General features: G+C 73.6%; 25 protein-coding genes. 11 read left to right on the top strand and 14 right to left on the bottom strand.

What is annotated here, in order from left to right; translation table 11 throughout:
* Nucleotides 1–24 precede the first annotated feature (24 nt).
* Together ACIG47_RS06635 and ACIG47_RS06630 are read right to left on the bottom strand one after the other, a co-directional pair.
* Nucleotides 25–537 carry a tripartite tricarboxylate transporter TctB family protein gene (locus ACIG47_RS06635; protein WP_397414775.1) on the bottom strand — a complete coding sequence of 171 codons (513 nt, stop codon included), beginning with the start codon at nt 535–537 and terminating at the stop codon, nt 25–27.
* A 30-nt stretch (nt 538–567) separates the two neighbouring features.
* Nucleotides 568–1578: a tripartite tricarboxylate transporter substrate binding protein gene (locus ACIG47_RS06630; RefSeq protein ID WP_397414773.1), complete on the bottom strand. Its 1011-nt coding sequence runs from the start codon at nt 1576–1578 to the stop codon at nt 568–570.
* A 170-nt stretch (nt 1579–1748) separates the two neighbouring features.
* On the opposite strand from ACIG47_RS06630, the gene ACIG47_RS06625 reads away from it, so the two are divergent.
* The 4 genes from ACIG47_RS06625 (at nt 1749) to ACIG47_RS06610 (ending at nt 6774) form a co-directional block, all read left to right on the top strand.
* Nucleotides 1749–2633: a LysR family transcriptional regulator gene (locus ACIG47_RS06625; RefSeq protein ID WP_397430140.1), complete on the top strand. Its 885-nt coding sequence runs from the start codon at nt 1749–1751 to the stop codon at nt 2631–2633.
* 160 nt (nt 2634–2793) lie between these two features.
* Nucleotides 2794–3768, top strand: coding sequence for a 5-dehydro-4-deoxyglucarate dehydratase (gene kdgD / locus ACIG47_RS06620; protein ID WP_397430139.1), 975 nt, complete (start codon nt 2794–2796; stop codon nt 3766–3768).
* A 25-nt stretch (nt 3769–3793) separates the two neighbouring features.
* Nucleotides 3794–5449 (top strand): aldehyde dehydrogenase (NADP(+)), encoded by a 1656-nt coding sequence (locus ACIG47_RS06615; RefSeq protein ID WP_397430138.1) that lies wholly within the window; start codon nt 3794–3796, stop codon nt 5447–5449.
* A complete protein-coding gene (locus ACIG47_RS06610) occupies nt 5446–6774 on the top strand; it encodes an enolase C-terminal domain-like protein (RefSeq protein ID WP_397430137.1) in 1329 nt (442 codons plus the stop codon). The genes ACIG47_RS06615 and ACIG47_RS06610 overlap by 4 nt, the downstream gene beginning before the upstream one ends.
* 64 nt (nt 6775–6838) lie before the next feature.
* Here the strand turns inward: ACIG47_RS06610 and ACIG47_RS06605 are convergent, their stop codons facing one another.
* From ACIG47_RS06605 to ACIG47_RS06590, 4 genes are all read right to left on the bottom strand, one after another.
* Nucleotides 6839–7480, bottom strand: coding sequence for a TetR/AcrR family transcriptional regulator (locus tag ACIG47_RS06605; RefSeq protein WP_397430136.1), 642 nt, complete (start codon nt 7478–7480; stop codon nt 6839–6841).
* A gap of 71 nt (nt 7481–7551) precedes the next feature.
* The gene (locus ACIG47_RS06600) at nt 7552–8466 is read right to left on the bottom strand and encodes an SDR family oxidoreductase (RefSeq protein ID WP_397430135.1); all 915 of its coding nucleotides are present in this window, start codon (nt 8464–8466) and stop codon (nt 7552–7554) included.
* A complete protein-coding gene (locus ACIG47_RS06595) occupies nt 8463–9206 on the bottom strand; it encodes an SDR family oxidoreductase (RefSeq protein ID WP_397430134.1) in 744 nt (247 codons plus the stop codon). The genes ACIG47_RS06600 and ACIG47_RS06595 overlap by 4 nt, the downstream gene beginning before the upstream one ends.
* A 233-nt stretch (nt 9207–9439) precedes the next feature.
* Nucleotides 9440–10864: a cation:dicarboxylate symporter family transporter gene (locus tag ACIG47_RS06590; RefSeq protein WP_397430133.1), complete on the bottom strand. Its 1425-nt coding sequence runs from the start codon at nt 10862–10864 to the stop codon at nt 9440–9442.
* A 139-nt stretch (nt 10865–11003) separates the two neighbouring features.
* Between ACIG47_RS06590 and ACIG47_RS06585 the strand changes: the two genes are divergently transcribed.
* Both ACIG47_RS06585 and ACIG47_RS06580 read left to right on the top strand, forming a co-directional pair.
* Nucleotides 11004–12761, top strand: coding sequence for an ATP-binding protein (locus ACIG47_RS06585; protein WP_397430132.1), 1758 nt, complete (start codon nt 11004–11006; stop codon nt 12759–12761).
* The gene (locus tag ACIG47_RS06580) at nt 12758–13450 is read left to right on the top strand and encodes a response regulator (protein WP_397414753.1); all 693 of its coding nucleotides are present in this window, start codon (nt 12758–12760) and stop codon (nt 13448–13450) included. The genes ACIG47_RS06585 and ACIG47_RS06580 overlap by 4 nt, the downstream gene beginning before the upstream one ends.
* A gap of 71 nt (nt 13451–13521) precedes the next feature.
* On the opposite strand, the gene ACIG47_RS06575 is transcribed toward ACIG47_RS06580, so the two are convergent.
* Together ACIG47_RS06575 and ACIG47_RS06570 are read right to left on the bottom strand one after the other, a co-directional pair.
* Nucleotides 13522–14082, bottom strand: coding sequence for a hypothetical protein (locus tag ACIG47_RS06575; protein ID WP_397430131.1), 561 nt, complete (start codon nt 14080–14082; stop codon nt 13522–13524).
* Nucleotides 14083–14198: 116 nt separating this feature from the next.
* Entirely contained in the window at nt 14199–15194 is a 996-nt protein-coding gene (locus tag ACIG47_RS06570; protein ID WP_397430130.1) for a helix-turn-helix transcriptional regulator, read from the bottom strand.
* Nucleotides 15195–15287: 93 nt separating this feature from the next.
* On the opposite strand from ACIG47_RS06570, the gene ACIG47_RS06565 reads away from it, so the two are divergent.
* Together ACIG47_RS06565 and ACIG47_RS06560 are read left to right on the top strand one after the other, a co-directional pair.
* On the top strand, nt 15288–16463 hold the full coding sequence (locus tag ACIG47_RS06565; protein ID WP_397430129.1) for an ATP-binding cassette domain-containing protein: 1176 nt from the start codon (nt 15288–15290) through the stop codon (nt 16461–16463).
* Nucleotides 16460–17281, top strand: a complete 822-nt coding sequence (locus ACIG47_RS06560; RefSeq protein WP_397430128.1) for an ABC transporter permease — start codon at nt 16460–16462, stop codon at nt 17279–17281. Before ACIG47_RS06565 ends, ACIG47_RS06560 begins: the two co-directional genes overlap by 4 nt.
* 82 nt (nt 17282–17363) lie before the next feature.
* Here the strand turns inward: ACIG47_RS06560 and ACIG47_RS06555 are convergent, their stop codons facing one another.
* Complete coding sequence (locus ACIG47_RS06555) at nt 17364–18578, bottom strand: FAD-dependent monooxygenase (protein WP_397430127.1); 1215 nt, start codon at nt 18576–18578, stop codon at nt 17364–17366.
* Between the two features lie 108 nt (nt 18579–18686).
* Between ACIG47_RS06555 and ACIG47_RS06550 the strand changes: the two genes are divergently transcribed.
* Nucleotides 18687–19388, top strand: coding sequence for a TetR/AcrR family transcriptional regulator (locus ACIG47_RS06550; RefSeq protein WP_397430126.1), 702 nt, complete (start codon nt 18687–18689; stop codon nt 19386–19388).
* A 12-nt stretch (nt 19389–19400) separates the two neighbouring features.
* On the opposite strand, the gene ACIG47_RS06545 is transcribed toward ACIG47_RS06550, so the two are convergent.
* From ACIG47_RS06545 to ACIG47_RS06535, 3 genes are all read right to left on the bottom strand, one after another.
* Complete coding sequence (locus ACIG47_RS06545) at nt 19401–20087, bottom strand: dienelactone hydrolase family protein (protein WP_397430125.1); 687 nt, start codon at nt 20085–20087, stop codon at nt 19401–19403.
* Between the two features lie 104 nt (nt 20088–20191).
* Nucleotides 20192–20785 carry a histidine phosphatase family protein gene (locus tag ACIG47_RS06540; RefSeq protein WP_397430124.1) on the bottom strand — a complete coding sequence of 198 codons (594 nt, stop codon included), beginning with the start codon at nt 20783–20785 and terminating at the stop codon, nt 20192–20194.
* A gap of 9 nt (nt 20786–20794) precedes the next feature.
* Entirely contained in the window at nt 20795–21454 is a 660-nt protein-coding gene (locus tag ACIG47_RS06535) for a transcriptional regulator (RefSeq protein ID WP_397430123.1), read from the bottom strand.
* Nucleotides 21455–21517: 63 nt separating this feature from the next.
* Here ACIG47_RS06535 and ACIG47_RS06530 point away from each other — a divergent pair, with 63 nt between their 5' ends.
* Nucleotides 21518–21847, top strand: coding sequence for a PEP-utilizing enzyme (locus tag ACIG47_RS06530; protein ID WP_397430122.1), 330 nt, complete (start codon nt 21518–21520; stop codon nt 21845–21847).
* Nucleotides 21848–21866: 19 nt separating this feature from the next.
* On the opposite strand, the gene ACIG47_RS06525 is transcribed toward ACIG47_RS06530, so the two are convergent.
* Nucleotides 21867–23051: an FAD-dependent monooxygenase gene (locus ACIG47_RS06525; protein ID WP_397430121.1), complete on the bottom strand. Its 1185-nt coding sequence runs from the start codon at nt 23049–23051 to the stop codon at nt 21867–21869.
* A 213-nt stretch (nt 23052–23264) separates the two neighbouring features.
* Here ACIG47_RS06525 and ACIG47_RS06520 point away from each other — a divergent pair, with 213 nt between their 5' ends.
* Nucleotides 23265–24179 carry a M23 family metallopeptidase gene (locus tag ACIG47_RS06520; protein WP_397430120.1) on the top strand — a complete coding sequence of 305 codons (915 nt, stop codon included), beginning with the start codon at nt 23265–23267 and terminating at the stop codon, nt 24177–24179.
* Between the two features lie 74 nt (nt 24180–24253).
* Here ACIG47_RS06520 and ACIG47_RS06515 read toward each other — a convergent pair whose 3' ends face one another.
* Nucleotides 24254–24634 carry a VOC family protein gene (locus tag ACIG47_RS06515; protein WP_397430119.1) on the bottom strand — a complete coding sequence of 127 codons (381 nt, stop codon included), beginning with the start codon at nt 24632–24634 and terminating at the stop codon, nt 24254–24256.
* Nucleotides 24635–24709 lie beyond the last annotated feature (75 nt).

Below are 24709 nucleotides of genomic sequence, written 5' to 3'. Positions count from 1 at the left end.
CTTGCGGATCAGAGCGGGGGCGGGTCAGAAGAGGTGCGGGACGGTGGTGCCGAGCGCCCCGACGAAGACCCCGTAGAGCGCGCCCACGACCAGCACCGAGAACAGGACGGCGGACCGCCACGACTCGCCGCCGAGGAACTTCATCCACACGAGGCTCAGCAGCAGCGCCGGGATCTCGAACCCGATCACGGGCAGCAGCGCCACGAGGCCCAGCAGGGTGACGAGGCCGACCAGCGACAACCACGAGTACCGGGAGAACCGCTCCCCGTCCCCGCCGTGCCGCCCGACGACGACCTGGGCCAGCGACAGGACCACCACGGCGACGCTGATCGCCAGCGGCCACAGCCCGGCGCCGGGCCGCTCCAGAGTGCCCAGGCCCAGCGCCACGGCCCCGGCCGCGCCGGCCACGCCGACGCCGGCCGTGACCAGGCAGGCCGCGAGGTTCGCGACCGGCCCGCCGGACGGCGGCGCCTCCTCGGCGGGCTCGGCGGGCAGGGGCGCGTCCTCGGCGGGCCCGCGCTCGGCTCGTTCCTCCACGCCTGTCTCCTCGGTTGCCGTTGCCACGGATCAGCCCTCGGCGAGGCTGATGTCGTACTCCTCGGTGAGCGCCTTGTACTTCCCTGCCAGGTCGGTCCACTCCGTGGTGACCTCCTCGCCCGAGATCTCGTGCGGCGTCAGCAGGTTGTTCTCGTTGAACGAGGTGTAGGTGTCCGACGCGACGGCGGCGTCGATCGCCTCCACGAGCCGCGCCTTGACGTCCTCGGGCAGGCCCTTGGGCGCCGCGACCGCACGGAACTGCGAGACGGGCACGTCGTAGCCCTCCTCCACGGCGGTCGGCACGTCGGGCAGGAACTGGTTGCGCTCGGCGGAGAACGCGAGCAGCGGCACCACGTTGCCGGCGTCGATCTGCGGCTTGGCCTCACCGAGCTGCACCGTGGCCACCTGGACCTGGTCGCCGACGACGGCGGTCAGTGCGGGCGAGCCGGAGTCGAAGGGCACCGCGGTGCCGTCGATCTCGGCCTGCTTGAACAGCGCGGCCTGCGCGAGCTGGGAGCCGGTGCCGACACCCGTGGTGCCGTACTTGATCTCGCCGGAGGCGCCCTTGAGGTCCTCCAGGGTCTCGAAGCCGGACTCCTTGCTGGCGAGCAGCACGTAGTCGTCCTGGGACAGCCCCTTGAGCACCTCGAGGTCGTCCAGGCTCACGGCCTCGTCCTCGGAGACGGCCAGCGGCGTGATCGTGATGAGCGACGCGTTGAGCAGCACCAGCTCGTACCCGTCGGCGGGCTTCGCGGCGACCTCCTCGGTCGCCAGCGCGCCGTTGGCGCCGTCGCGGTTGACCACCGGCACGGCGACGCCGAGGTCCTCGGCCATGCCCTCGGCCACGGCGCGGGCGATCAGGTCGGTCGAACCCCCCGCCTCCTGGCCCACGGTGATGGTCACGGGACCCGACGGGAAGTCGGCCCCCGCGTCGTTCCCGCCGCCCACGTTCCCCCCGCACGCGGCGAGGGTCAGGGCGGCGATCGCGGCGGTGACGCCCAGCGCGGCCCGGCGGGCGCGGGGGCGGTTCTCAGTCGTCATCTCAGGCTCTCCTCATTGAGATCTCGCCGTCGGCACACCGGACGGCAGGAAGGTCGCGGACGGGCATCTGCCGGTCGGGCGTTGAGCATAGGAAGGCCATACGATGCCTGTCTAAGCCTCTTACTGCATTGCTTGATTCCCGGAATGCATCGAGTCTCGGAAAGGCCATCGTGTACACCCTCGATCAGGTCCGCTGCTTCCTGGCCGTGGCAGAGGAGCTCCACTTCGGGCGCGCCGCCGAGCGGCTCAACATGACCCAGCCGCCGCTCAGCCGCCAGGTGCAGAAGCTGGAGCGCGCCGTCGGCGTACCGCTCCTGGAGCGCGACAACCGGCACGTCGAGCTCACCACCGCCGGCGCCGTGTTCCTCCAGGAGGCCCGCCGCCTGCTGGCCGCCGCCGACGCCGCGCCGGCCCTGGCCCGCAGGATCGCGGCCGGCCGGGCCGGCGTGCTGCGGCTCGGGTTCACCGCCGCCTCCGGGTTCAGCCTGCTCGGCACGCTCGTGCAGGAGGTCGCCGAGTTCATGCCGGACGTCGACCTGGACCTCCAGGAGCTGGTCACGATCGAGCAGATCGAGGCCATCGGACGCGGCGAGCTCGACCTCGCGCTGGGCCGGCCCCCGTTCGACCAGGAGACCCTCGACTCCCGGCTCCTGCTGTCCGAGGATCTCGTGCTCGCGGTACCGCACGGACACCCGCTGACCCGGCTGGACCGGCCGGTCAACGGCCGCGACCTGCGCGACCAGCCCCTGATCGGGCACCACCCGACCAAGGCCCGCTACTTCTACGACATGGTGGTCCGGTACATCGCCGTCGAGCACGGCAACGTGGTGCACGTCGTCAGCCAGATCCTGACCATGTGCTCGCTGGTCGCCGTCGGCCGGGGCGTGGCGTTCGTGCCCGAGTCGGCACGGCTGCTCGGCCTGTCCGGCGTGACCTTCCTGGAGCTCGGCGACGTACCGCACGGCGTGGTCGAGCTGCACGCCATCTGGAACCGCGACTCGAAGAACCCCGCACTGCACGAGTTCCTCCGCTACCTCCGCCCCGTCCACGACTGAACGCGCCGCAGCGATACCCCTGCGGCATGAACCGATGCAACATCGGGCTTGGACAGGCATCGTGGACGGTTCTTAGGTTGGCGGCCGGACCTGCCGGGCATCGGCCCGTCACCACCGCACCAGCACGCCATCGCCGACGTCTGTCACAGGAGGGGCCACCGTGGCCACGTACGCACCCCAGGAGCTCGCCGCCGCCCTCAAGGACGGGCTGCTCTCCTTCCCCGTCACGCCGTTCACCGCCGACGGCGCGGTCGACGAGGCCCGCTACCGCGACCACATCGACTGGCAGTCGGGCTTCGAGATCGGCGGCCTGTTCGCCGCGGGCGGCACGGGCGAGGGCTTCAGCCTCACCCCGCAGGAACAGGCCCGCGTGGTGCGGCTCGCCGTCGAGACGGCGGGCGGACGCACCCCGGTCCTGGGCAGCGCAGGCGGCAACACGGCGCAGGCGATCGAGAACGCGCGCGCCGCGCAGGACGCCGGCGCCGAGGGCATCCTCCTGCTGCCCCCGTACCTCACCGAGGCCGACCAGGACGGGCTCCTGGAGCACGCCTCCGCCGTCTGCGCAGCCACCGGCCTCGGCGTCATCGTCTACAACCGCGCCAACGCCGTGTACTCGGCGCGCACCGTCGAACGGCTGGCCGACCGGCACCCCACGTTCATCGGGTTCAAGGACGCGATCGGCGACATCGAGCAGCTCAGCCGCGTGCACGCGACCAACGGCGACCGGCTCTTCTACCTGGGCGGGCTGCCCACCGCGGAGACCTACGCCCTGCCGCTGCTGCAGCTCGGCATGAGCACCTACTCCTCGGCGATGTACAACTTCGTGCCCGAGTTCGCGCTGGAGTTCTACCGCGACGTGCGCGCGCTCGACCAGGCGGCGGTCACGGAGAAGCTGCGCCGGTTCGTGCTGCCCTACCTCGACATCCGCGACCGCGCCAAGGGGTACGGGGTGTCCATCGTCAAGGCCGGCCTCAGGGCGGTGGGCCGGGACATGGGCAGCGTCCGCGCCCCGTTGCAGGACCTGACCGCGCAGGACCTCGCCGACCTCATCGCCCTGATCGACGCCGCCGGCGTCCGCCCCGCGAGCGCCACGAACCCCGCGGGCGCCACCGGCCCCGCCGCCCTGGCCGGCTGACCGACCCGCACCCGAGGAGACACCCATGACAGCCCACCTCACCGGCCACTCGATCGTCGCCGGCGCGTCCCTGCCGGGCACCGCCGGCACGTTCGCCGGGCAGGACCCGGCGACTGCCGAGGCGCTCGCCCCCGCCTACTCCCTGCTCGACGAGGCACAGGTCGCGCAGGCCACCGCCGCCGCACAGGACGCGTTCGCCTCGTTCTCCGCGCTCGCGCCGGAACCCCACGCACGGTTCCTGGAGCGCGTGGCGGACAACATCGAGGCGATCACGTCCGACGTCGTCGCGCGGGCCGTGCGGGAGACGGGCCTCCCGGCGGCCCGGCTCACCGGCGAGGTGGCCCGGACCACCGGCCAGCTCCGCCTGTTCGCGCAGGTCGTGCGGCAGGGCGACCATCGCGGTGTGCGGATCGACCCCGCCCTGCCCGACCGCACTCCCCTGCCGCGCGCCGACATCCGGCAGCGCAAGGTGCCCGTGGGCCCCGTGGCCGTGTTCGGCGCCAGCAACTTCCCGCTCGCCTTCTCCACCGCGGGCGGCGACACCGCCTCCGCGCTCGCCGCCGGCTGCCCCGTCGTCGTCAAGGCGCACAACGCGCACCCCGGCACGGCCGAGCTGGTGGGCCGTGCGGTGGCCGACGCCGTGGCCGCGTCGGGTCTGCACCCCGGCGTGTTCTCGCTGGTCTACGGTCCGGGCAAGGTCGTCGGCCAGGCGCTGGTGTCCGACCCGGTGATCCAGGCCGTCGGTTTCACCGGCTCCCGCGGCGGCGGCCTCGCGCTCGTCGAGGCGGCCGCCGCCCGGCCCGTGCCGATCCCCGTCTACGCCGAGATGAGCTCGATCAACCCGACGATCCTGCTCGACGGCGCTCTGGCCGGCGACGTCGACGCGCTCGCCACCGCCTACCTCGCGTCGGTGACCGGCTCGTCGGGCCAGCTCTGCACGGCCCCAGGTCTCGTGTTCGTGCCGGACGGCGAGCGCGGCGACGCGTTCGTGGCCGCCGCCGGACGCGCCGCGGCGGCCGCCGCCGGACAGACCATGCTCACCGACGGCATCGCCCGCGCGTGGCAGGACGGCGTGGACACGCTGGCCGCCCAGGACGGCGTCTCGCTCGTGGGTGCCGGGTCGCCGGGCGCGACGCGCAACGCCCCCGCGCCTGCCGTGTTCGCCAGCGCGGTGCCGACCCTGCTGAACAACCCAGTGCTGCAGGCCGAGATCTTCGGCGCAGCCTCGCTCGTGGTCCGGTACGACGGCGCCGACGAGCTGATGGCCGCCGTCGAGCACCTGGAGGGGCAGCTCACCGTGACCCTGCACCTGACCGAGTCCGACCGGGAGGCGGCTGCGGCACTGCTGCCCCTCCTGGAGCGCAAGGCGGGCCGCATCCTGGCCAACGGCTGGCCCACGGGCGTCGAGGTGGGCCACGCGATGGTGCACGGCGGGCCGTTCCCCGCGACGTCCGACGGGCGCACCACCTCGGTGGGCACGCTGGCGATCGAGCGGTTCCTGCGCCCGGTGGCCTACCAGAACCTGCCGGAGTTCCTGCTGCCGGAGCCGCTGCGGTCGGACAACCCGTGGCACCTGACCCGTCGGGTGGACGGCGTGCTCGACGTGGTGCTCGGCACGACGGGACCCGACGTCACGGACGCGACCAGCACGGACGGCACCCCCGCGGAGGCCGGCCGGTGAGCGCCCGCCCCACGATCGCGCGCGTCGAGGTGGTGCCCGTCGCGGGACACGACTCGATGCTGCTGAACCTGTCCGGCGCGCACGCCCCGTTCTTCACGCGGAACGTCGCGATCGTCACCGACTCCGACGGCCGCACGGGCCTCGGCGAGGTGCCCGGCGGGGAGAAGATCCGGGCGACGATCCAGGAGGCGGGCGAGATGGTCGTCGGGCAGCCGGTGGCACGGTACCGCTCCCTGTTGCGCTCGGTGTCGGCCGCGTTCGCCGATCGCGACGCGGGCGGCCGTGGTGCGCAGACGTTCGACCTGCGCACCACGGTGCACGCGGTCACGGCCCTGGAGTCCGCGCTGCTGGACCTGCACGGACAGGATCTCGGCGTACCCGTCGCGGAGCTGCTGGGCGACGGCGTCCAGCGCGCGGCGGTGCCCATGCTGGGCTACCTCTTCTACGTGGGCGACCCGGGGGCGACCGACCTCCCGTACCTGCGCGGCGACGACGAGTCCGACGCGTGGGGGCGGCTGCGCCGCGAGGAGGCGATGACGCCCGACGCCGTGGTCCGCCTGGCCGAGGCCGCCGCAGCGCGGTACGGGTTCACCGACTTCAAGCTCAAGGGCGGCGTGCAGGCGGGCGACCTCGAGGTCGACACGGTGGTGGCCCTCAAGGAACGGTTCGCCGACGCCCGGATCACCCTGGACCCCAACGGCGGCTGGCTGCTGGCCGACGCGATCCGGCTGGGCCGGCGCATGCGCGGCGTCGTCGCCTACGCGGAGGACCCGTGCGGGGCGGAGGGCCGCTTCTCCGGCCGCGAGGTCATGGCGGAGTTCCGCCGGGCCACGGGCCTGCCGACGGCGACCAACATGATCGCCACCGACTGGCGCGAGATGGCACACGCCGTGCGCGCGGGCGCCGTCGACATCCCGTTGGCCGACCCGCACTTCTGGACCATGGCGGGCTCGGTGCGCGTGGCCCAGCTCTGCCACGAGTTCGGGCTCACGTGGGGGTCGCACTCCAACAACCACTTCGACATCTCGCTGGCCATGTTCACGCACGTCGGCGCGGCGGCGCCCGGCGAGATCACAGCGCTGGACACGCACTGGATCTGGCAGGACGGGCAGGGCCTGACCACGGCCCCGCCACGCATCGAGGGTGGTGCGATCCAGGTGCCGACGACGCCGGGCCTGGGTGTGAACCTCGACCTCGACCGCCTGGCCGCCGCCCACGAGCTCTACCTGGAGCACGGCCTGGGGGCCCGTGACGACGCCCGGGCGATGCGGTATCTGATCCCGGACTGGACCTTCGACCCGAAACGTCCGTGCCTGGTCCGGTGAGCGCTCGTCTGAGTGCTGGGTGTTCGTCGGGCCCGTGCCCCGGGACCTCGCGGATGCCCAGCACTCAACGGGACGCGGGGCGGGGGCCGGCTATGCCGAGCAGGATGTTGGTGACCAGGGCGTCGGCGAACGACTCGGTGACCGGCTCGTCCGGGATGAGCAGCCGGTGGTAGACGGCGCCCCAGAGCTGGTCGACCACCACCTGCACGTCGACGTCGTCCCGGACCTGCCCCGCCTCCTGGGCCGCGCGCAGCCGCTCGGCCGCGAGGCGGCGGCGCTCGGACGAGTACAGCGTGCGGTAGGCGACGGCGAGGTCCTGGTCGGTCTGCGCCTGCCCGATGAGCTCCGTGAGGATGCGACCCGCGGGCGTCGCCGTCATCAGGTGCACGAACGCCCGGAGCTGGTCGCGCAGGTCCACGCGGATGTCGCCGGTGTCCGGGAACGCGAGCGTCTGCTCGACGGCGTGGAAGTAGCCGTCCAGGGCGAGCGCACCCCTGGAGGGCCACCACTTGTAGAGCGTGGTCTTGCTGACCCCGGCGACGCGCGCGACGCGCTCGAACGTCAGGTCGGCGATGCCCTCGGCCAGCAGCAGCTCGCCGACGGCGCGCAGCACGTCGCCACGCACCTCGTCGGCGGGCCGCCGCCCGCGGCCACGGCTACGGGCGGGCGGCTGGTCGACGGCGGCCGTCGTCGGCTGGTCAGTCATGTGCGCTCCTGTGATCCCCCGCTGCTGCACCCCGGACGCCCGCCAGCATAGGTGTGTGCCAGGCCTGCCGATCACCCGGCGGCACCGGCACCCCCCGCACCGCCGACCGCGACCGTCAGCAGGTCGGCCAGGCCGACACGGTCGAGGAACTCGCGACGGGTGCGGTCGGCGAGGTCCGAGACCGCTTCGGAGCCGTCGTCCGCCGGGTCGATGTGCACGCGGTACGGTCGCTGCCCGGCGGGCAGCGCCACGATGCGGGCGATCTCGTCGGAGACGAGCGAGACGTCGGCGTCGGGCGCCAGTGCGGCGAGCTTGTCCGCGACCTGGCCCATCAGCCCGGCGTACCGGGTCTCGTAGTCGGCCTCCACCGCCGCGTCGGCGGGGTGCCCGGCGTGCGCGAAGTGGTTGGTGCCGCTCGTGAACGAGCCGGGGACCACGATCGACGTCTCCACACCCCAGCGGGCCAGCTCAGCGGCGTAGGACACCGCGAGGGAGTCCATGCCCGCCTTCGCGGCGAAGTACGGCGCCAGGTACGGCGGGGTGCCGCCCTTCACGCTGGAGCTGGACACCCAGATCACGAGCCCCGCGCCGCGGCGACGCATACCGGGCAGCACGGCGCGGTTCACGCGCTGGGTCGAGAGCACGTTGACGTCGTAGAGCTGGGCGAGCTGTTCCGGCGTGAAGGCCTCGGCCGGGCCGACGACCATGTGCCCGGCGTTGTGGACCAGCACGTCCACCTGCCCGTGCTCGGCCTCGATCCGCTCCACGGCGCGGTCCACGGACTCCTGCGAGCTCACGTCGAGCTCGACCGGCCGCAGGTCCGCGTCGTGCTCCGCGGCCCAGGTCCGCGCGGCCGCGACCTGCGGCGCGTTGCGCCCCTCGGTCTCGCGCATGCCGGCGTAGACGGTGTGACCCGCCGAGGCGAGCGTCCGGGCCGTGAGGGCGCCGAAGCCGCTGGACGCCCCGGTGATGACGACGGTGCTCATGCCATCCCCCCGTTGGTGTAGATGACCTGCCCGTTGACCCACCGTGCGGGCCCGGCCAGGAACGCGACCGTCTCGGCGATGTCCTCGGGCTGGCCGAGGCGCTCGAGCGGCACGGCGTTCGCCAGGTTCTGGATGGTCTGCTCGTCCTTGCCGTCCAGGAAGAGCGGGGTGGCCGTGGGGCCGGGGGCCACCACGTTGACGGTGACGTCCTTGCCGCGCAGCTCGCGCGCCAGGATCAGCGTCATGCCCTCGACGGCGGCCTTGCTGGCCACGTAGGCGGCGTACCCGGGGAACTGCGTCCGGACCACCGACGTCGAGAAGTTGATCAGCGCGCCCCCGGACCGCAGCCGGTCCGCGGCCAGCTGGGACACGACGAACGTGCCCCGGACGTTGGTGCGGTGCATGCGGTCGAGGTCGGCCAGGTCGAAGCTCGCGACCGGGCCCAGGATCATGATCCCGGCCGTGTTGACGACGACGTCGACGCCGCCGAACGCCGCCTCCGTCGCGTCGAACGCGGCGGCCATCGCGGTCTCGTCGGCCACGTCCCCGCCGACGGCGAGCGCCTGGCCGCCGGAGGCCTGGACGGCCGCGACGACCTCGTCGGCCCGGGCCTGGTTGCCGGCGTAGTGGACGGCGACGGCGAACCCGTCGGCAGCGAGCCGTTCGACGACGGCGCGGCCGATGCCGCCGGACCCGCCCGTCACGAGGGCGACGCGGGTGCTGGTGTCGGTGGTGCTCATGAGGTGCTCCCTGGTCTCGATGTGGACTGCGCGTCCATATAAGCACAGAAGTGCACGTGCCGTCCATATATTCCCGCACAGCGGTCCCGGGAGACGACGAAGGTCCGCCCCCGGCCGGCGACCGCGCACGCCCGGAGACCGGGGAGCATGCGCGACCACCTGCCGGCGGCGGACCCGTTCAGACGGCGGCCGGGGCACCCCCAGAGTGCCCCGGCCGTCGTCGGTCCGTGAGGTCAGACGCCGGTGGGCTCGGCCACCTTGGCGCGCGCGCCGCCCGTGCGGCCCGCCTCGTCGGCGTCGCGGGCGGCGCCCGGAGCGCCGGCCTCGCCGTCGGCCGCGTCCTCCGGGCCGTGCAGGTCGGCTGCCGCGGCCTCGTCGAACGGCAGCGCGCCGGCCAGCACCTGGTCCACGCGGTCGCGGTCGATCTCCTTGGTCCAGGTGCCGATGATCACCGTCGCCACGGCGTTGCCGGTGAAGTTGGTCAGCGCACGGGCCTCGGACATGAAGCGGTCGATGCCCACCACGATGCCCACGCCGTCGACCAGGTCGGGCCGGTAGGTCTGCAGGCCGCCCGCGAGCGTGGCCAGGCCGGCGCCGGTGACCCCGGCGGCACCCTTGGAGGCGATGATCATGAAGGCGAGCATGCCGATCTGCTCGGGGATCGACAGCGGGGTGCCCATGGCCGAGGCGATGAACAGCGACGCCATGGTCAGGTAGATCGCCGTGCCGTCCAGGTTGAACGAGTACCCGGTCGGCACGGTGATGCCGACCACCGGCTTGGACACGCCCAGGTGCTCCATCTTGGCGATGAGGCGCGGCAGGGCCGCCTCGGACGACGACGTGCTGACGATGAGCAGGTACTCGCGCGCCAGGTACTTCATGAGCGAGAAGATGTTCACGCGGGCCACGAACCAGAGCACGGCGCCCAGCACCACGGCGATGAACACGATGCAGGTCAGGTAGAACCCGAGCATCAGCGTGCCGAGCGCGACGACGGCGCCCCAGCCGGTCTCGCCGACCACGCCGGCGATGGCGCCGAACGCGCCCACGGGGGCCACCCACAGGATCATCGTCAGCACGCGGAACACGATGGCCTGGATCATCCGGATCGCGTCGAGCGCAGGCTTGCCGCGCGCACCGAGCTGCTGGATCGCGAACCCGACGAGCAGCGCCACGAACAGCGTCTGCAGCACGGACTCCCCGGTCAGCGGCGAGACGAGCGTGGTGGGGATGATGCCGAGCACGAAGTCGACCAGGCCCTCGGCCTCGCCGTCGGCCTCGTAGCTGGCGTCGGCGATGTTCAGGCCCTCGCCCGGGTGCAGCACGTTGCCGACGACCAGGCCGATGAACAGCGCGAACGTGGACATCACGAGGAAGTACAGCAGGGCCAGCCCGCCGACCCGGCCCACCGTCGCGGCCTTCGCGATCGAGCCGATGCCCAGCACGATGGTGCAGAAGATGACCGGCGAGATCATCATCTTGATCAGCGCGACGAACCCGGTGCCGAGCGGCTTCAGCGCCACTCCGGTGTCCGGGGAGGCCAGGCCCACGACGACACCGGCCACGACGGCCACGATCACCGCGATGTACAGGTAGTGACTCTTGTCGAGCCGGCGGCGCGGGGTCGTCCCGGCACCGGCGGGCTGCGTGACAGCCATGGTGGTTTCCTCTCACGACGCTGTGTGGTCAGCGACCAGGGTGCTGTCCCGGCCGCCGGAAACCCCCATTGCGTACATAGTGTTCTCGCGGTGCGCCCCGATGGTCGGTGGCACGGCGCGCGGGGGCCACAATGGGTCCGTGGCGCAGCGGCGGGGTGCGAGTATCGCGAGGTGGTTCCTCGCCGTGCACACGGCCCTGCTCTTCGCGGGTGCGGTGATCGTGTTCGGCCTGCTGGCCGTGGACGCGCGCTCCTCGGCGGAGGCGCACGCGGCCACGGAGAGCACGGACCTGGCGGCCACGGTGGCCGCGGAGGCGCTCGTGATCGACACGGTCGCCCGGGCGCACGCCGACGCCGCCGACGACCGTGAGGGTTCGGTGGCCGAGGCCTCCGCGCAGCTCCAGCCGTACGCGGAGCGTGTCATGGAGGCCACCGAGATCGACTACCTGACGGTCATGGACACCGACCGCACCCGGTACACCCACCGCAACGCGTGGCAGATCGGCCACCCGTTCGTGGGTTCGACAGCGCCCGCGCTGCGTGGCGAGACGTTCACCGAGGTGTACGACGGCACGCTGGGGCCGTCGGTGCGCGCCGTCGTCCCGGTGGTGACGCAGGACGGCGAGGTGGTGGGCATGGTGTCGGCCGGCGTGACGCTGGACCGGCTGTGGGACAGCATCGTGCCCCGCCTGCTGGTGGTCGGCGTGGCCACGCTCCTGGCGTTCGCGACGGGCGCCGTGGCCGCGACGCTGCTGGCGCGCCGGCTGGACCGGATCACCGAGTCCCGCGGCCCGGACGAGCTGGCACACCTGTTCGCCGCGCACGAGGCGGTGCTGCACTCGGTCGAGGAGGGCATGCTGCTGGTCGAGCACGGCACGGTGGTGCTGGCGAACGACGAGGCGCTGCGCCTGCTCGACGTGCCCGACCTGGCCGCGCCGTTCGCGGTCACGGACCCGCGGCTGTCCCCCGCCGTCCGCGACCTGCTCGGGGGCACCGCGCCCGAGGGGCCGGTGCGGGTGGGTTCCCGCGTGCTGCTGGTGGGGCGCGAGGCGGCCGCCACGCGCGGGCGGACCGTGGGCGAGGTCGTGGCCCTGCGTGACCGCACCGAGCTGCAGCGGGTGACCGGTGAGCTCTCCTCCGTGCGGACCATCTCGGACGCGCTGCGGGCTCAGACGCACGACTTCAGCAACCGGCTGCACACCATCGCGACCCTCATCGAGCTGGGCCGCAGCGACGAGGCCCTGCGGTTCGTGGCCGGGGAGCGCGACCTGGGCCAGCGCCTCACCGACCGCGTGGTGCAGGCCATCGAGGAACCGGTGATCGCGGCGCTCGTGCTGGGCAAGGCCGCGCAGGCCCGCGAGCGGGCCGTCGAGATGCACTTCGAGACACACCTGGCGCCGGGCACGCACTGGCTGGAACCCGTGGACGTGGTGACGATCCTGGGCAACCTGATCGACAACGGCATCGACGCCGCGACGGCCCGCGTCCTGGAGGACGACGGCGCGGGCGCCGACGCCTGGGTCGAGGTGTACCTCGCCAACGGTGACGACGGGTCGCTGGTGTTCCAGGTCTCCGACTCCGGCCGGGGCATCGCCCCGGCACACGTCGCCCACATCTTCGAGCAGGGCTGGAGCACCAAGGACGCCGCGGCCGGCGGGCGCGGCTACGGGCTCGCGCTGGTGCGCCAGGTGGTCGAGAGCCTCGGCGGCGACATCGAGGTGTCCGGCGGCGCGGGCACGAACGCGGGCGCCGTCTTCACGGTCACGCTCCCCCGCCCCGCGGACCGCCCGGCGACGCCTCGCGCGACCGCGAGCCCTGCGACCGCGAGCCCTGCGACCGCGCGCCCTGCGACCGAGACAGCGACCGGGACAGCGACCGGGACGGCGGCCCGCGCATGATCCGTGTCCTGGTCGTGGAGGACGACCACCGCACCGCCGAGGCGCACGGCGAGTACGTGCGCCGGGTGGAGGGCTTCGAGCTCGCGGGCGTGGTGCACACCGCGAGCGAGACCGTGCGCGCCCTGCGCGACGCCCAGGCCGCGGGAGCGGAGGTGCACCTGCTCCTGCTCGACATGAACCTGCCCGACCGGCACGGCCTGGTGCTGTGCCGGCAGCTGCGCGCGGCGGGCCTCGTCGTGGACGTGATCGCCGTGACGGCGGCCCGCGAGCTGGAGGTGGTGCGCGAGGCGGTGGCCGTCGGCGTGGTGCAGTACCTCATCAAGCCGTTCGTGTTCGGGCTGTTCGCGGAGAAGCTCGGCGCGTACCGCACCTACTTCGAGCAGATGCGCTCGCCGGTCTCGACCCTCAGCCAGCGCGAGGTGGACACCGCGTTCGCGGCGCTGCGCACCTCCAACGCCGCCGGCCTGCCCAAGGGCCTGTCGCAGGACACCCTCGACGCCGTGTCCGACCTGCTCGCCCGGCAGACGGGCGCGCTGTCGGCCAGCGAGGTCGCCGACGAGCTGCACCTGGCCCGCATCACGGCGCGCCGCTACCTGGAGTTCCTGGCGGACAGCGGGACCGCCACCCGCGCGCCCCGGTACGGGACGCGCGGGCGGCCGGAGCTCGAGTACTCCCGGCAGCGCGCCTGACGTACGGCACGACCGGCGTCGCACAGCCGGAGCCGCACGGCGCACGGCGCACGGCCGACGGTCGCGCCCGATCAGCGCCCGACGGCGGCCGCGAGCCGGTCGAGGTAGTCCTGCTCGCCCGCGGAGACCTTGACGCGCCTGCTGAAGAAGCCGCCCTCCTTGGTCGACGCCGCCTCGGCGACCTGCTCCGCGATCCGGTACACCCACGCGGCGTAGGCGGCGGCGTCCTTCTCGTCCGCCCGCGCGCGCAACAGGGCCACGGCGGCTCCGGTCAGCTCGACGGCCTCGGCCGTCGCCCCCTCCGGGTCGGGGCGCACGCCCACCGTCGCCGCCTCCTGCGTGGCCGCGGCGGCGGCCGCCACCCCGACCTGCGACGCCGGGTTGCGTCGCGCCTCCTCCTCGGCCGCGGACTGCTCGGCGATCCGCTCGCGCAGCGCGACCGCCACCGACCGGACGAAGTCGTTCTCGTGCACCTGCGCCTCGCGGAACACCTTGGCACCGGCCGCCGTCTCGAGCAGGAACCGGAGCCCTCCGGGTTCGCCGTCCGCGAGGGTCGCGCCCTTGAGCACGGCACCCGGTGCGTCCAGGATCTGGTCGATCTCGTCGTCGGTGAAGTCGGACAGGTTCGTCATGCGGCACAACCTACTGGGTGCGGCCCGGCCCGCGGGAACCCGGCCCGAGGTCGCGGACGAACCCGCGCAGGTCGTCCACCAGCAGGTTCGGCCTTCCGTCGCCTGACGGACCGGGCTCAGCGCGCGGCGGGCGTCGCGCCCGCGTAGCGGGCGGCCAGCTCCCGGGTCGCCGCGACCAGCTCGGGCGGCCCCACCACCTCGAAGGGCACGTCGAACACCCCGAGCCAGCCGGCCAGCCCGCCCCACGACCACGAGCCCAGCACCACCCGGCACCGGGGCGCGCCGTCGACGTCGGGCAGCGGCTCGCACAGCCCTCGGGCGCCGATCCACGGCGCGATGTCGGCGGCCCTCGCGTGCAGCACCACCTCGCCCCGCACCGGCGACGGCGAACCGCTGATCCGGTCGGCGACGAACGCACCCACGTCACCGCCCGGCACCTCCCGCCGGGTGAACCGGGGCCCCGTACCCGACCGGAGGGTCAGCCGGTCCACCCGGAACAGCCGCCAGTCCGCCCGGTCCAGGTCGTACGCCACCAGGTACCAGCGCCCCTCCGAGGTCACCAGGTGGTGCGGCTCCACGCGGCGCGGCGGCCGGAAGGCGGCGTCCCCCTCGCCGACGACGGCCATGCTGCCACCCGCGTAGTCGAACCGCACCACCTCCCCCGCCCGGCACGCGGAGCCGAGCGCCAGGAGCGTCTCGGGCTCCACGACCGCATCCTCGGTCCCGGGCCGGCGCCGCACCGTGGTCACCTCCAGCGCGTCGAGCCGGGACCGGAGCCGGGCAGGCATGACCTGCCGGATCGTCGCGAGCGCCCGCAGTGCGCCCTCCTCCGCCCCGGGGATCGCGGCGGTACGCAGGGCGAGGGCCACGGCCACGGCCTGCTCGTCGTCGAACAGGAGCGGCGGCAGGTCGGCGCCGGCGGCGAGGCGGTAGCCGCCGTCGGGCCCCTTGGTGGCGTTGACGGGATAGCCGAGCTCGCGCAGGCGGTCGACGTCGCGCCGCACCGTGCGCGGGCTCACGCCGAGCCGGTCGGCCAGCAGCGCACCCGGCCAGTCGCGGCGGGCCTGCAGGAGCGACAACAGGGTCAGGAGGCGTCCGGAGGTCTCGAGCACGGATCCAGGATCGCACGCGGTAGAGGCCAGGAACTGACCTCTACTGACGAAAGGGTGGGTCCTGTCAGCAGCACCAGGACAGAAGGAGACACCGTGATCCGCACAGACGCGCTCACCAAGGACTTCGTGGTGAGCCGCACCCGCACCGTGCATGCCGTGCGCGGCATCTCGCTCGACGTCGCGCCGGGCGAGCTGGTGGCGGTGCTCGGCCCCAACGGCGCCGGCAAGACCACCACGCTGCGCATGCTCACCACGCTCGTCCCGCCCACGTCGGGCACCGCGACGGTCGCCGGGTACGACGTCGTCGCCCACCCCGACCGGGTCCGCGCCGCCATCGGCTACGTGGGCCAGGGTGGCGCCGGCGGGGCGTCCCAGGTGGTCCGCGACGAGCTCGTGGTCCAGGGCGAGATCTACGGCCTCGACCGGCGCACCGCCCGCCGCCGGGCCGGCGAGCTGCTGGAGGCCCTCGACCTGACCGAGCAGGCCGACCGGAAGGTCGAGAGCCTGTCCGGCGGGCAGAAGCGCCGCCTCGACGTCGCCGTCGGACTGGTCCACCAGCCGTCGCTGCTGTTCCTCGACGAGCCCTCTACCGGCCTGGACCCGCACAACCGCGCCAACCTCTGGGAGCACATCCTCCGGATGCGGACAGCCGCTGCCGAGCCCATGACGATCGTGCTCACCACGCACTACCTCGACGAGGCCGACACGTTCGCCGAGCGGGTCATCGTGGTGGACCACGGGCAGGTCATCGCCGACGACACCGCCGACGCCCTGAAGGCCGACCTGGCGGGAGACCTCGTGACGCTGCGCGTGGCGGCCGAGGACGCGGGGGCGCTCGCGACGCTCGCCGAGCGGGCGCCAGGGGCACGGTCGGTGCAGGTCGGACCCGCCCGGCGAGGGCCGGCCGGCGGGCCCCTGTCCGCCGGCCCGGCAGACAGCACCGCAGACCGCACCGCGGGGCACGCCGCCGGTGACGGCACGAGCGCGGTCGAGATCCGGATGGCGGACGGCCCGGGTGCCACGCCCGGCCTGCTCCGCGCGGCCGACGCCGCGGGCCTGACGGTGCTCCGCGTCGACGTCGCCCGGCCCACGCTTGACGACGTCTTCCTCGGCCTCACCGGCCGCAGCCTGCGCGAGACGGGGGTCGGTGGCGAGGACGGGACGCCGGACCAGGGCCCGGTCTCCGCGCGCCCGGTGGGCGACACCAGCACGTCCACCACCACGTCCACCACCAGCACCGACACCACCGCGAAGGAGGTCCTGGCATGAGCGCCGCGACCCTGTCCCCCGGCTCGGCCCCGACCACACCGGCCCGCCCGCTCCCCCGGCGCAGCCTCGTCCGTGACACCCGGATCGTGCTCCTGCGAGAGCTCGCCCCCGTGGTGCGCGACCCGTTCTCGCTGGTCTTCGGCCTGATCCAGCCCCTGGTGTTCCTCGGCCTGTTCGGTCCGCTGCTGGCGGGCTCCACGGGCGGGAGCCTGGGCGGCGACGTCTGGCTCTGGTTCGTGCCCGCCGTGCTGGCCATGACCACCCTGTTCGGCACGTCGGTCACGGGCTCCAACCTGCAGCTCGACCTCACCTCGGGGGTGCACGAGCGGATGCTCGTCACCCCGCTGTCGCGCTCGGCGCAGCTCGTCGGCCGCGCGCTGAAGGAGATGGTGCCGATCGTCGCCCAGTCGGCGGTCATGCTGCTGGTGATGCTGCCGTTCGGCCTGCGGCCCGACCCGGTGGGCGCGGTGCTGACGCTGCTGCAGCTGGCGGTGCTCGGCATCGGCGTCGGCTCGCTGTCCTACGCGCTCGCCCTGGCGGTACGCAAGCAGGAGTGGATGTTCTGGGTGGTGCAGCAGACGGTCCTGTTCCCGGTGATGCTGCTGTCCGGCATGCTGCTGCCCCTGGAGTCCGGCCCGGCCTGGATGCGCGCCGTCTCGGCGGTGAACCCGCTGCGCTACGTCGTCGACTCCGGCCGCGCGGCCTTCGCGGGCGACATCCTCTCGACGACGGTCGCCTGGGGCTGGCTGGCGGCCGTCGCCACGGCGGCCGTGGGCCTGACGATCGGCGTCCGCGCCATCCTCCGCTCCACGGACTGACCCCGCCCGCCCGCCGAGTGCTGGATGTTCGCCCTTCTTCGTGTGCCAGGAGGGCGAATACCCAGCACTCGACGACGCGGGGTCAGGCGGCGATGTCCAGGGACTTCTCCGCGAAGCGGGGGGCGAAGACGCGTTGCATGACGCGCTTGCCCGTCGGGTTGCCGAGCAGGGTCTGGGTGAAGGTCCTGGCCCGCTTGTCACGGCGGGTCTGCGGCACGAACATGACCAGGTCCCGGCGGCCGTTGCGCTGGTGGGCGGCGATGAACGGGCGCATCCGCAGCTCCCACTCGCGCAGCGCGCGGGCGGGGTTGCCGGGGTTGCGCTGCAGCACCGTGCCCAGCAGGTCCGCCCCGGCCATCGCGCTGGAGGCCCCCATGCCGGAGTACAGCGTGACGCACCAGGCGGCGTCGCCGAGCAGCACCACGCGGCCGGAGTGCCAGCTCGGCATCACCACCTGGTGCACGGAGTCGAACAGGGCGTCGTCCGCAGCCTCGAACTGGTCCAGGAGGTTGCCCAGCACGGTCCCGGTGGGCTCGGGCCCGAAGGCCCGGCGCAGCGACTCGACCGGCGGACGGCGGAACTGCGCGTCCTCGTCGTCGGTGCGGTAGCTGAACAGCACGGTCGGCCGGTGGTCGGTGAACGGGAACACCCACGCCGACCGGCCGGGCTCCGCGACCACGATGCCGTCGGTCGGGCCGAAGCCGGGCACGGGCTCCTGGAGCACCGACACGCCGATGATGTGGTGGAACGGCCGCAGGTACGCGGCGTCGGGGCCGAACACGAGGCGGCGCACCGTGGACCGCAGGCCGTCGGCGCCCACCACCAGGTCGAAGCGTTCGGTCGCCTCCGTGGCCGGCCCGCCGGGGGTGTCGCCGGTCGTGCGCAGCGTGACGTGCACGCCGTCGCCGCGCTCCTCGACGGCCACGGGCGTGGTGCCGAACCGCATCTCGGCGAGCGGTTCGACGGCGTCGTACAGCGCACCCTCGATGTCGCCGCGCAGCACGAGCTGGGGTGCGCCCGGCAGGTCGCCGTAGCCCATGCCGGGACGACGCCGGCCGTCCCGCTCGACGTCGTAGGTGATCGACGCCGGGTCGGTCCTGTTGCCGATGGCGTCCAGCACCCCGAGCCGGGCCGCCGCCGACTGCCCCGTGCCGAACATGCCGACGAAGTAGCCGGCGCCGCGCCGTGCGGGCGCCCGTTCGACGAGCACGGACTCCCACCCGACGTCGTGCAGGCGCAGCGCCGTGGCCAGTCCCCCGACACCCATCCCGACCACCAGTGCGCGCGGCTTGCTCATGTCGATCCCTCTCCTCGGTCTGCGAACGTGCCTCGATTATTGACTGCACAAATTTCGCCAGTCAAGAACTCGCGACTAGGATGGCCGTCACGTGAGGAAGGGGGAACGATGGCACGACCCGTGCAGGACCGCGCCGAGGTGATCCTGGCCGCGGCCAGGACCCAGTTCCTCCTCGACGGACCGGAGCGCACGACGGTCGACGCCGTCGCCGCCCGCGCCGGCGTCGGCAAGGGGACGGTCTTCCTCTACTGGCCCACGAAGGCACGACTGCGCGAGGCCGTCTTCCGCCTGGAGGCCGCCCGGATGCTCACCGATCTCGCCGACGACCTGCGCACCGGCGCGACACACCTGAGCGTCGGCCGCGTGGTCCGCAGCGAGATCGCCGCCGTCCTGGAGAACCCCGGCATGGCGCCGCTGCCGATGACCGAACCCGACACGCCCTTCGACCTCGACGAGTTCCCGGGCCCCGCGCTCCACCGGGTCCTGTCGATCATGCAGCGGCACGGCCTGGTCCGGGACACCCCGACCGACGAGGTCGCCACGGCCTTCCAGACCGTGATGAGCGGCTCCGTGACGCTCGCGCTGGCCGCGCCGGACCGGCGGGCGACGGTCCTGGACGCCGCGGAGCGCCTCATCCGGTCCACCTACGACCGCCCCGACGCCGACCCGCGCGCCGTCGCCGCGGCCCTGCCCGAGGTGCTCGACGCCCTGGAGGACACCGTCGACCGGCTCGTCGGCTCCGCCGCCCCCGACCGGCCCACCACGGCGGAGCTGCGGCCCCGCCCCCGGCCGGCACCGGCCACCGCCTGAGCGGGACCGCCGTCAGGCCCGGGCGCCCAGGTGCTCGTCGAAGAACCCGAGCGTGCGCGCCCAGGCGTCCGCGGACGCCTCCGGGTCGTGCGACATGCCCTGGACCCGCATCAGCATCCCGAGCGCGCCCGTGTACTGCGCCAGGAAGGAGTGGGTGGCGCCCGGGTACACCTTGAGGTCCACGGGCACCCCGGCCCGCTCCAGCCCGGCCCGCAGCTTGGCCACCTCGGCGACGTCGACCACCGTGTCCCGGTCACCGAAGCTCGCCACGACCGGGCAGGGCGCCGACAGCATCGCGTCGAGCGCTGCCGGCTCCTGCTTGCCCTTCGGCAGCAGCCCGTAGTTGACCGACGCGGCGTCGAACCCGCCGCGGCCCGCCGCCACCAGCGCGAACCGGCCACCCATGCAGAAACCCATGATGCCGACCCGGCCCGTGCAGTCCGGCCGGTCCGCGAGCGCCGCGCGCTCGGCCTCCAGCCGGTCGTAGGCCGGACCCTGGTCGGCGACGAAGCTGCGGAACGTCTGCCGCAGGCACCGACCACCCTGGAACATCGAGGGGGCGTGGACCACGTAGCCCTGGGCCGCGAGGTGGTCGCACACGCGGCGCAGCTCTGCCGTCATGCCGTAGGCGTCGTGCACCACCACGACGCCGGGGAACGGTCCGTCACCGTCGGGAACCGCGGTGTATCCAGGGTGCACGGGGTACCTCCGTCACGCCGACGTCGGGGCGCCCGGCCGGACGCCGCCGTCGGACCGTACCAGCGCGCCGCGCGCGCTGCACGGACTCGTGTGCGACCGACTCCTCAGGGCCGCACCGCCCCCGGGAACCCCGTCCAGCGCAGGTCCGCCGGCAGGTGGCCCATGTCGTTGAACAGCACGACCGCGGGCGGCAGGCCGTCGCGGTACTCGATCACCGTGAGCGCGGCGTTGCCCGCGTTCAGGCCGAGCCAGCGCGCGGGCGGAGCGTCGAGCGCGTGCCGCAGCAGCCAGGCCACCTGGAACGCGTGGGTGACCAGCACCTCGTGCGTCTCGGCCTCGGCGGTCCGGGCGAACCGGTCGACGAGCGCCGTGGCGAGCCGTTCACCGGGGACACGCTCGGCGTCGTCGAACCCGTCGAAGAAGCCCGCCCAGGCCGGTGGCAGGTCGGCCCCGGAAGGGACGTACGGCACGTGGTCGACCAGCTCGGCGGCCTCCGCGACGGGCACGCCCGGCAGGCGGCGGGCGATCTCGTGCGCACTCGCGGTCGCGCGGGGCAGGGGCGAGTGCCAGACGGTGTCGACCGGGAGCAGGGCCAGCCGTTCGCCGAGCAGCTCGGCCTGCCGCCGTCCGACGTCGGTCAGCTCTCCGAACGCGTCGGCCGCACCGTGCCGGGCCAGGTAGAGATGTCTGGTCGCCATGCGACGAACCTACTGGCCGGCGGTGGCGGCGCGGTCGATGCCGAGGGTCGAGATCAGATCCTCGTGGAGCTCCATCCACACCGCGTGGCAGGAGGCGACGCCCGTGCCCGCCACCCACTCCCCCTGGCCCGCCCGGGCGCGGGCCAGCGCCGAGGAGAAGCGCCTGTCGTACCCCTCGAAGCGTTCGAGCGCCTGGCTCAGCTCCGCGACCAGCGGCTCGAGCTCGGCCTCCAGCGTCTCCAGCTCGTCGAGGACGCGCGCGTCCCACTCGGGGTCGGTGTGGGCGTTCGGCACGAGCCGTTCGTCGCCGTCCGCCCGCAGCTGCCAGTCCGTGCAGGCCTGCAGCAGGCGTGCGTTCAGCGGCCCGAACCTCTCGTGCACGCTCTCGACCGTGGACCGCGCGCCGGCCTGCTGCAGCTCCTCGGCCAGCCGCCGGTCGTCCTCGGTCCGACCGCGCTCCGTCATCGACCACCCGCTGGTGCCCGTGAAGACCGCGTGACTGACCCAGCCGTACGCCTCGTCGTCGAGCAGGATCTCGCGCGTCCCCGCGGTGTCGAGGCCGAACCGGCCCGCTACGGCGTCCTCGTCCGCCATCCCCTGGATCCGGACGGAGTGGAGCACGAGCAGCTCGGGCTGAGAGGATCGGCCGGGCAGCGTGTCGTTGGTCATGTCTGGACCGTGCGTCCTGCGGCGGCCGGTGTCAACGCGAACAGGTACGCCCAGGGAGGAAGCATGTCGCACAGCACGGCCGGCGTCGCCGGCACACCCGGCAGCCCGGGCCGGGCCACCGGGCCCGCCCGCGTGGTGCACGGCCCCGACGACTTCACCCGGGTCCGTGCCGGCGACGTGCTGGTGTGCCGCTTCACCGAACCGGCCTGGACCGCGCTGTTCGGCGTCGTTGCCGCGGTCGTCACCGAGACGGGCGGCGTGCTGTCGCACGCCGCGATCGTGGCCCGTGAGCACGGCATCCCCGCCGTGCTCGCGGTGCCGGGGGTCACGACCATGCTCCGGGACGGCCAGACGGTGACCGTCGACGGCGACGCCGGGCGGGTCTCCACCTGACCCTGCGGGAACGTGGGCCTCACGACGTGAGCTGGAGCCGGCGCTGGAGCAGCGCCGAGACCGGGCGGTAGGACGCCAGGCGCAGCGGCAGATCACGCACCCAGAGCCGGAACGGGTCGGCGGGGGCGTACAGGCCCTTGACCTGGCGGCCGAGTCTCTGCTTGCGCTCCGCCTCAGGGCGGATCTGCGCCTCCCACTCGCGCAGGGCGAGGGCGACGTCCGCCGGGTGCCGCTCCAGGGCTGCGCCCAGCGCATCGGCCCCGGCCACGGCCAGCGAGGAGCCATACCCCGCGAAGAGCGTGACGCACCACGCGGCGTCGCCCAGCAACACCACCCTGTCCCGGCTCCAGCCGCCCACGACCATCTGGCTGACCGTGTCGAAGTAGACCGACCCGGCCCCGGCGAGCTGGCCCAGCACCTGCGGGGCCACCCAGCCCATGTCGCCGTAGGCGCGCGCCAGGGCGACGTGCGGCCCGTCGGCGAGCTCGGCCGAGGGCCGCTGCGTGCGGTAGCCGAAGAACGCGACCGCCCGCTGCGCCCCGACGCTCACCACCGCCAGCGTGCGCCCGGTGTCAGTGAGCGAGGCCGTGACGCCCGGTTCGACGCCGTCGGGCAGCCTGTCGAGCTCGAACACCCCGGCCATGTGGTTCAGGTCCAGCCGCACGTCGTCCTCAGGACCGAAGACCAGGCGCCGGACCGCCGAGTGCAAACCGTCCGCGCCGACGAGCAGGTCCGCCCGCTCCACGGTGCCGTCCGACAGGGTCACGTCCACGCCGTCCGGATCCTGCCGGACCTCGGTGACGCTCGCACCGAACCTCACCTCCACCGTGCCCGACGCCGCGCCGGTGACAGCCGCGTACAGCACGTCCTCGATGTCTCCGCGCAGGATGTTCAGCGAACGGTCCCCCACCATCGCACGGACCGTGGGGCCCGGGACGGTGAAGCGGGTGCGCCCGTCGGGGCGGACGTAGTCCATCCGGTCCGGCACGATGTGCCGGCGGGCCAGCTCGGGCAGCACGCCCATCCGCTCCGCGGCGTCGTACCCCAGGCCCGCGAAGGTCACCGCGTACCCGCCGGAGCGACGCTCGGGCGCCCGCTCCACCACAAGGGCTTCCCAGCCCGCCTGGTACAACCGCAGCGCGGTCGCGAGCCCGGCGATGCCGGCTCCGACGACGACGGCACGGGGGTTGCGGTGTGTGGTCATGACACGTCTCCTCGACGACGGCGCGCGACCCTGCCGGCCGCTCGCTCGACCTTCATGAAAACATGATTGCAGATTCGTTTTCAAGAGTGGGCGGGACCACGCACGAGTGGCTGGGGACGTCCACGGGGAGCACTCCCCATGGGCGCCCTCCGGGGCGCCGTGCCAGCCTTCGCCAGGTCAGACCAGGAGTCCGACCCCAGGATGGAGAGCACCATGGCAGTCACCTCCCCGTTCCGCAGGAAGATCACCAGGCGTTGGACGTTCGCGGCCGTGACCGCGCTCGCCCTGGCCGCCTCCCCGGCGGCCGCCGCCACGACCTCGACCCAGGACGCGGGAGTCCTGGCCATCGCCCACAAGGCACCGTTCGACTGCGGCAAGACCTTCTACGCCAACAACTGGACCGGCGGGCACAACCCGTCCGGCTCCATCGACTGGCAGACGTACGGCAGCGACGCCATCAACGGCGAGACGGTCCGTGCCACGGCGGGCGGCACCGCGACGTTCGACGACGAGGGCAGCACGAGCTACGGCAAGTGGGTGCAGATCGTGCACAGCGACGGCACCCGCACGCGCTACGCCCACCTCGCCACGATGGTGCGGGCCGCGGGCCAGACCATGTCCGTCAGCCAGGGCACCGTGATCGGCACCGTCGGGTCCACCGGAGGGTCGAGCGCACCGCACCTGCACTACGAGCAGCGCACCTCGTCCGGCGTGGTCGACACCTCGCCGACCGTCGACGGCGTCACCGTCTCGCTGGGCCAGAAGAAGGCGGTCACCAGCACCAACGGCTGCGGCGGCTCGAGCAACCCCTACACGCCCGCCGAGGTCTGCGGCAGCGGCTACTCGGTGATCGACTCCGCGGCGCTGGGCACCGTGGGCCGCACCTACCTGCTCTACAACGCCGGCAACGGCTACAACTGCGCGGTCACGCTCAAGTCCACCAACCTGGGCACGCCGAGCGCGGTCTCGGCCTTCCTGGAACCGGAGGGCGCGTCCCGCACCACCGACTCGGGGAACTTCTCCTACTACGCCGGCCCGGTCAAGCGGTCCGCACCGGGCACCTGCGTGAAGTGGGGCGGCTCGGTGGGCAGCACGAGCTACACCAGCCCGTTCGAGCACTGCGGCTGACGCCGGCCGAACCGGCCGCCGGGCCCCCGGGACGCATTCCGGCGGGCCTGGCGGCCCTGGCGTGGTCCGACGGATCAGCCGCGCGGCGGTTCGATCAGGTCCCAGGGCATGCCGTACAGGTCCTCGAACACGGCCACCGTGCCGTAGGCCTCGTGGCGCGGTTCCTCGCGGAACCGCACGCCGGCCGCCGTCATGCGGGCGTGCTGCGCGGCGAAGTCGTCGGTCTCCAGGAAGAACGCGACCTTCCCGGCGGCCTGGTCGCCCACGGCGGACGGGGCGTCCGTCCGGGCGAGGACCAGCCCGGTCCCGCCGTCCGCCGGGCCGACGACGACGCGACGGCGTCCGGCCGCGTTGGTCTCGTCCTCGCGGAGGGCGAACCCGAGGGCGTCGACGAAGAAGGCGATGGCCTCGTCGTGGTCGCGGACGAGATAGGTGACGTCGGAGAGTCGCAGCACGCCGTGATCCTAGGCCGCGCGGACCCCGACCCCCGCCGGCCCGCGATGCGCCCGCACCCGACCGATACTGGACGG

The sequence above is a fragment of the Promicromonospora sp. NPDC052451 genome, from assembly GCF_044547525.1.
Taxonomy (GTDB): domain Bacteria; phylum Actinomycetota; class Actinomycetes; order Actinomycetales; family Cellulomonadaceae; genus Promicromonospora.
The sequence above is the reverse complement of the archived record's forward strand: the minus strand, read 5'-3'. Positions and strand labels throughout refer to the sequence as shown.

Coding starts and splice junctions, on each gene's coding strand:
- ACIG47_RS06540 (WP_397430124.1), bottom strand. CDS start 20,785: ATGGCGACCAGACATCTCTACCTGGCCCGGCACGGTGCGGCCGACGCG.
- ACIG47_RS06555 (WP_397430127.1), bottom strand. CDS start 18,578: ATGAGCAAGCCGCGCGCACTGGTGGTCGGGATGGGTGTCGGGGGACTG.
- ACIG47_RS06575 (WP_397430131.1), bottom strand. CDS start 14,082: ATGACGAACCTGTCCGACTTCACCGACGACGAGATCGACCAGATCCTG.
- ACIG47_RS06590 (WP_397430133.1), bottom strand. CDS start 10,864: ATGGCTGTCACGCAGCCCGCCGGTGCCGGGACGACCCCGCGCCGCCGG.
- ACIG47_RS06630 (WP_397414773.1), bottom strand. CDS start 1,578: ATGACGACTGAGAACCGCCCCCGCGCCCGCCGGGCCGCGCTGGGCGTC.
- ACIG47_RS06580 (WP_397414753.1), top strand. CDS start 12,758: ATGATCCGTGTCCTGGTCGTGGAGGACGACCACCGCACCGCCGAGGCG.
- ACIG47_RS06605 (WP_397430136.1), bottom strand. CDS start 7,480: ATGACTGACCAGCCGACGACGGCCGCCGTCGACCAGCCGCCCGCCCGT.
- ACIG47_RS06595 (WP_397430134.1), bottom strand. CDS start 9,206: ATGAGCACCACCGACACCAGCACCCGCGTCGCCCTCGTGACGGGCGGG.
- ACIG47_RS06525 (WP_397430121.1), bottom strand. CDS start 23,051: ATGACCACACACCGCAACCCCCGTGCCGTCGTCGTCGGAGCCGGCATC.
- ACIG47_RS06535 (WP_397430123.1), bottom strand. CDS start 21,454: ATGACCAACGACACGCTGCCCGGCCGATCCTCTCAGCCCGAGCTGCTC.
- ACIG47_RS06600 (WP_397430135.1), bottom strand. CDS start 8,466: ATGAGCACCGTCGTCATCACCGGGGCGTCCAGCGGCTTCGGCGCCCTC.
- ACIG47_RS06560 (WP_397430128.1), top strand. CDS start 16,460: ATGAGCGCCGCGACCCTGTCCCCCGGCTCGGCCCCGACCACACCGGCC.
- ACIG47_RS06615 (WP_397430138.1), top strand. CDS start 3,794: ATGACAGCCCACCTCACCGGCCACTCGATCGTCGCCGGCGCGTCCCTG.
- ACIG47_RS06520 (WP_397430120.1), top strand. CDS start 23,265: ATGGCAGTCACCTCCCCGTTCCGCAGGAAGATCACCAGGCGTTGGACG.
- ACIG47_RS06530 (WP_397430122.1), top strand. CDS start 21,518: ATGTCGCACAGCACGGCCGGCGTCGCCGGCACACCCGGCAGCCCGGGC.
- ACIG47_RS06550 (WP_397430126.1), top strand. CDS start 18,687: ATGGCACGACCCGTGCAGGACCGCGCCGAGGTGATCCTGGCCGCGGCC.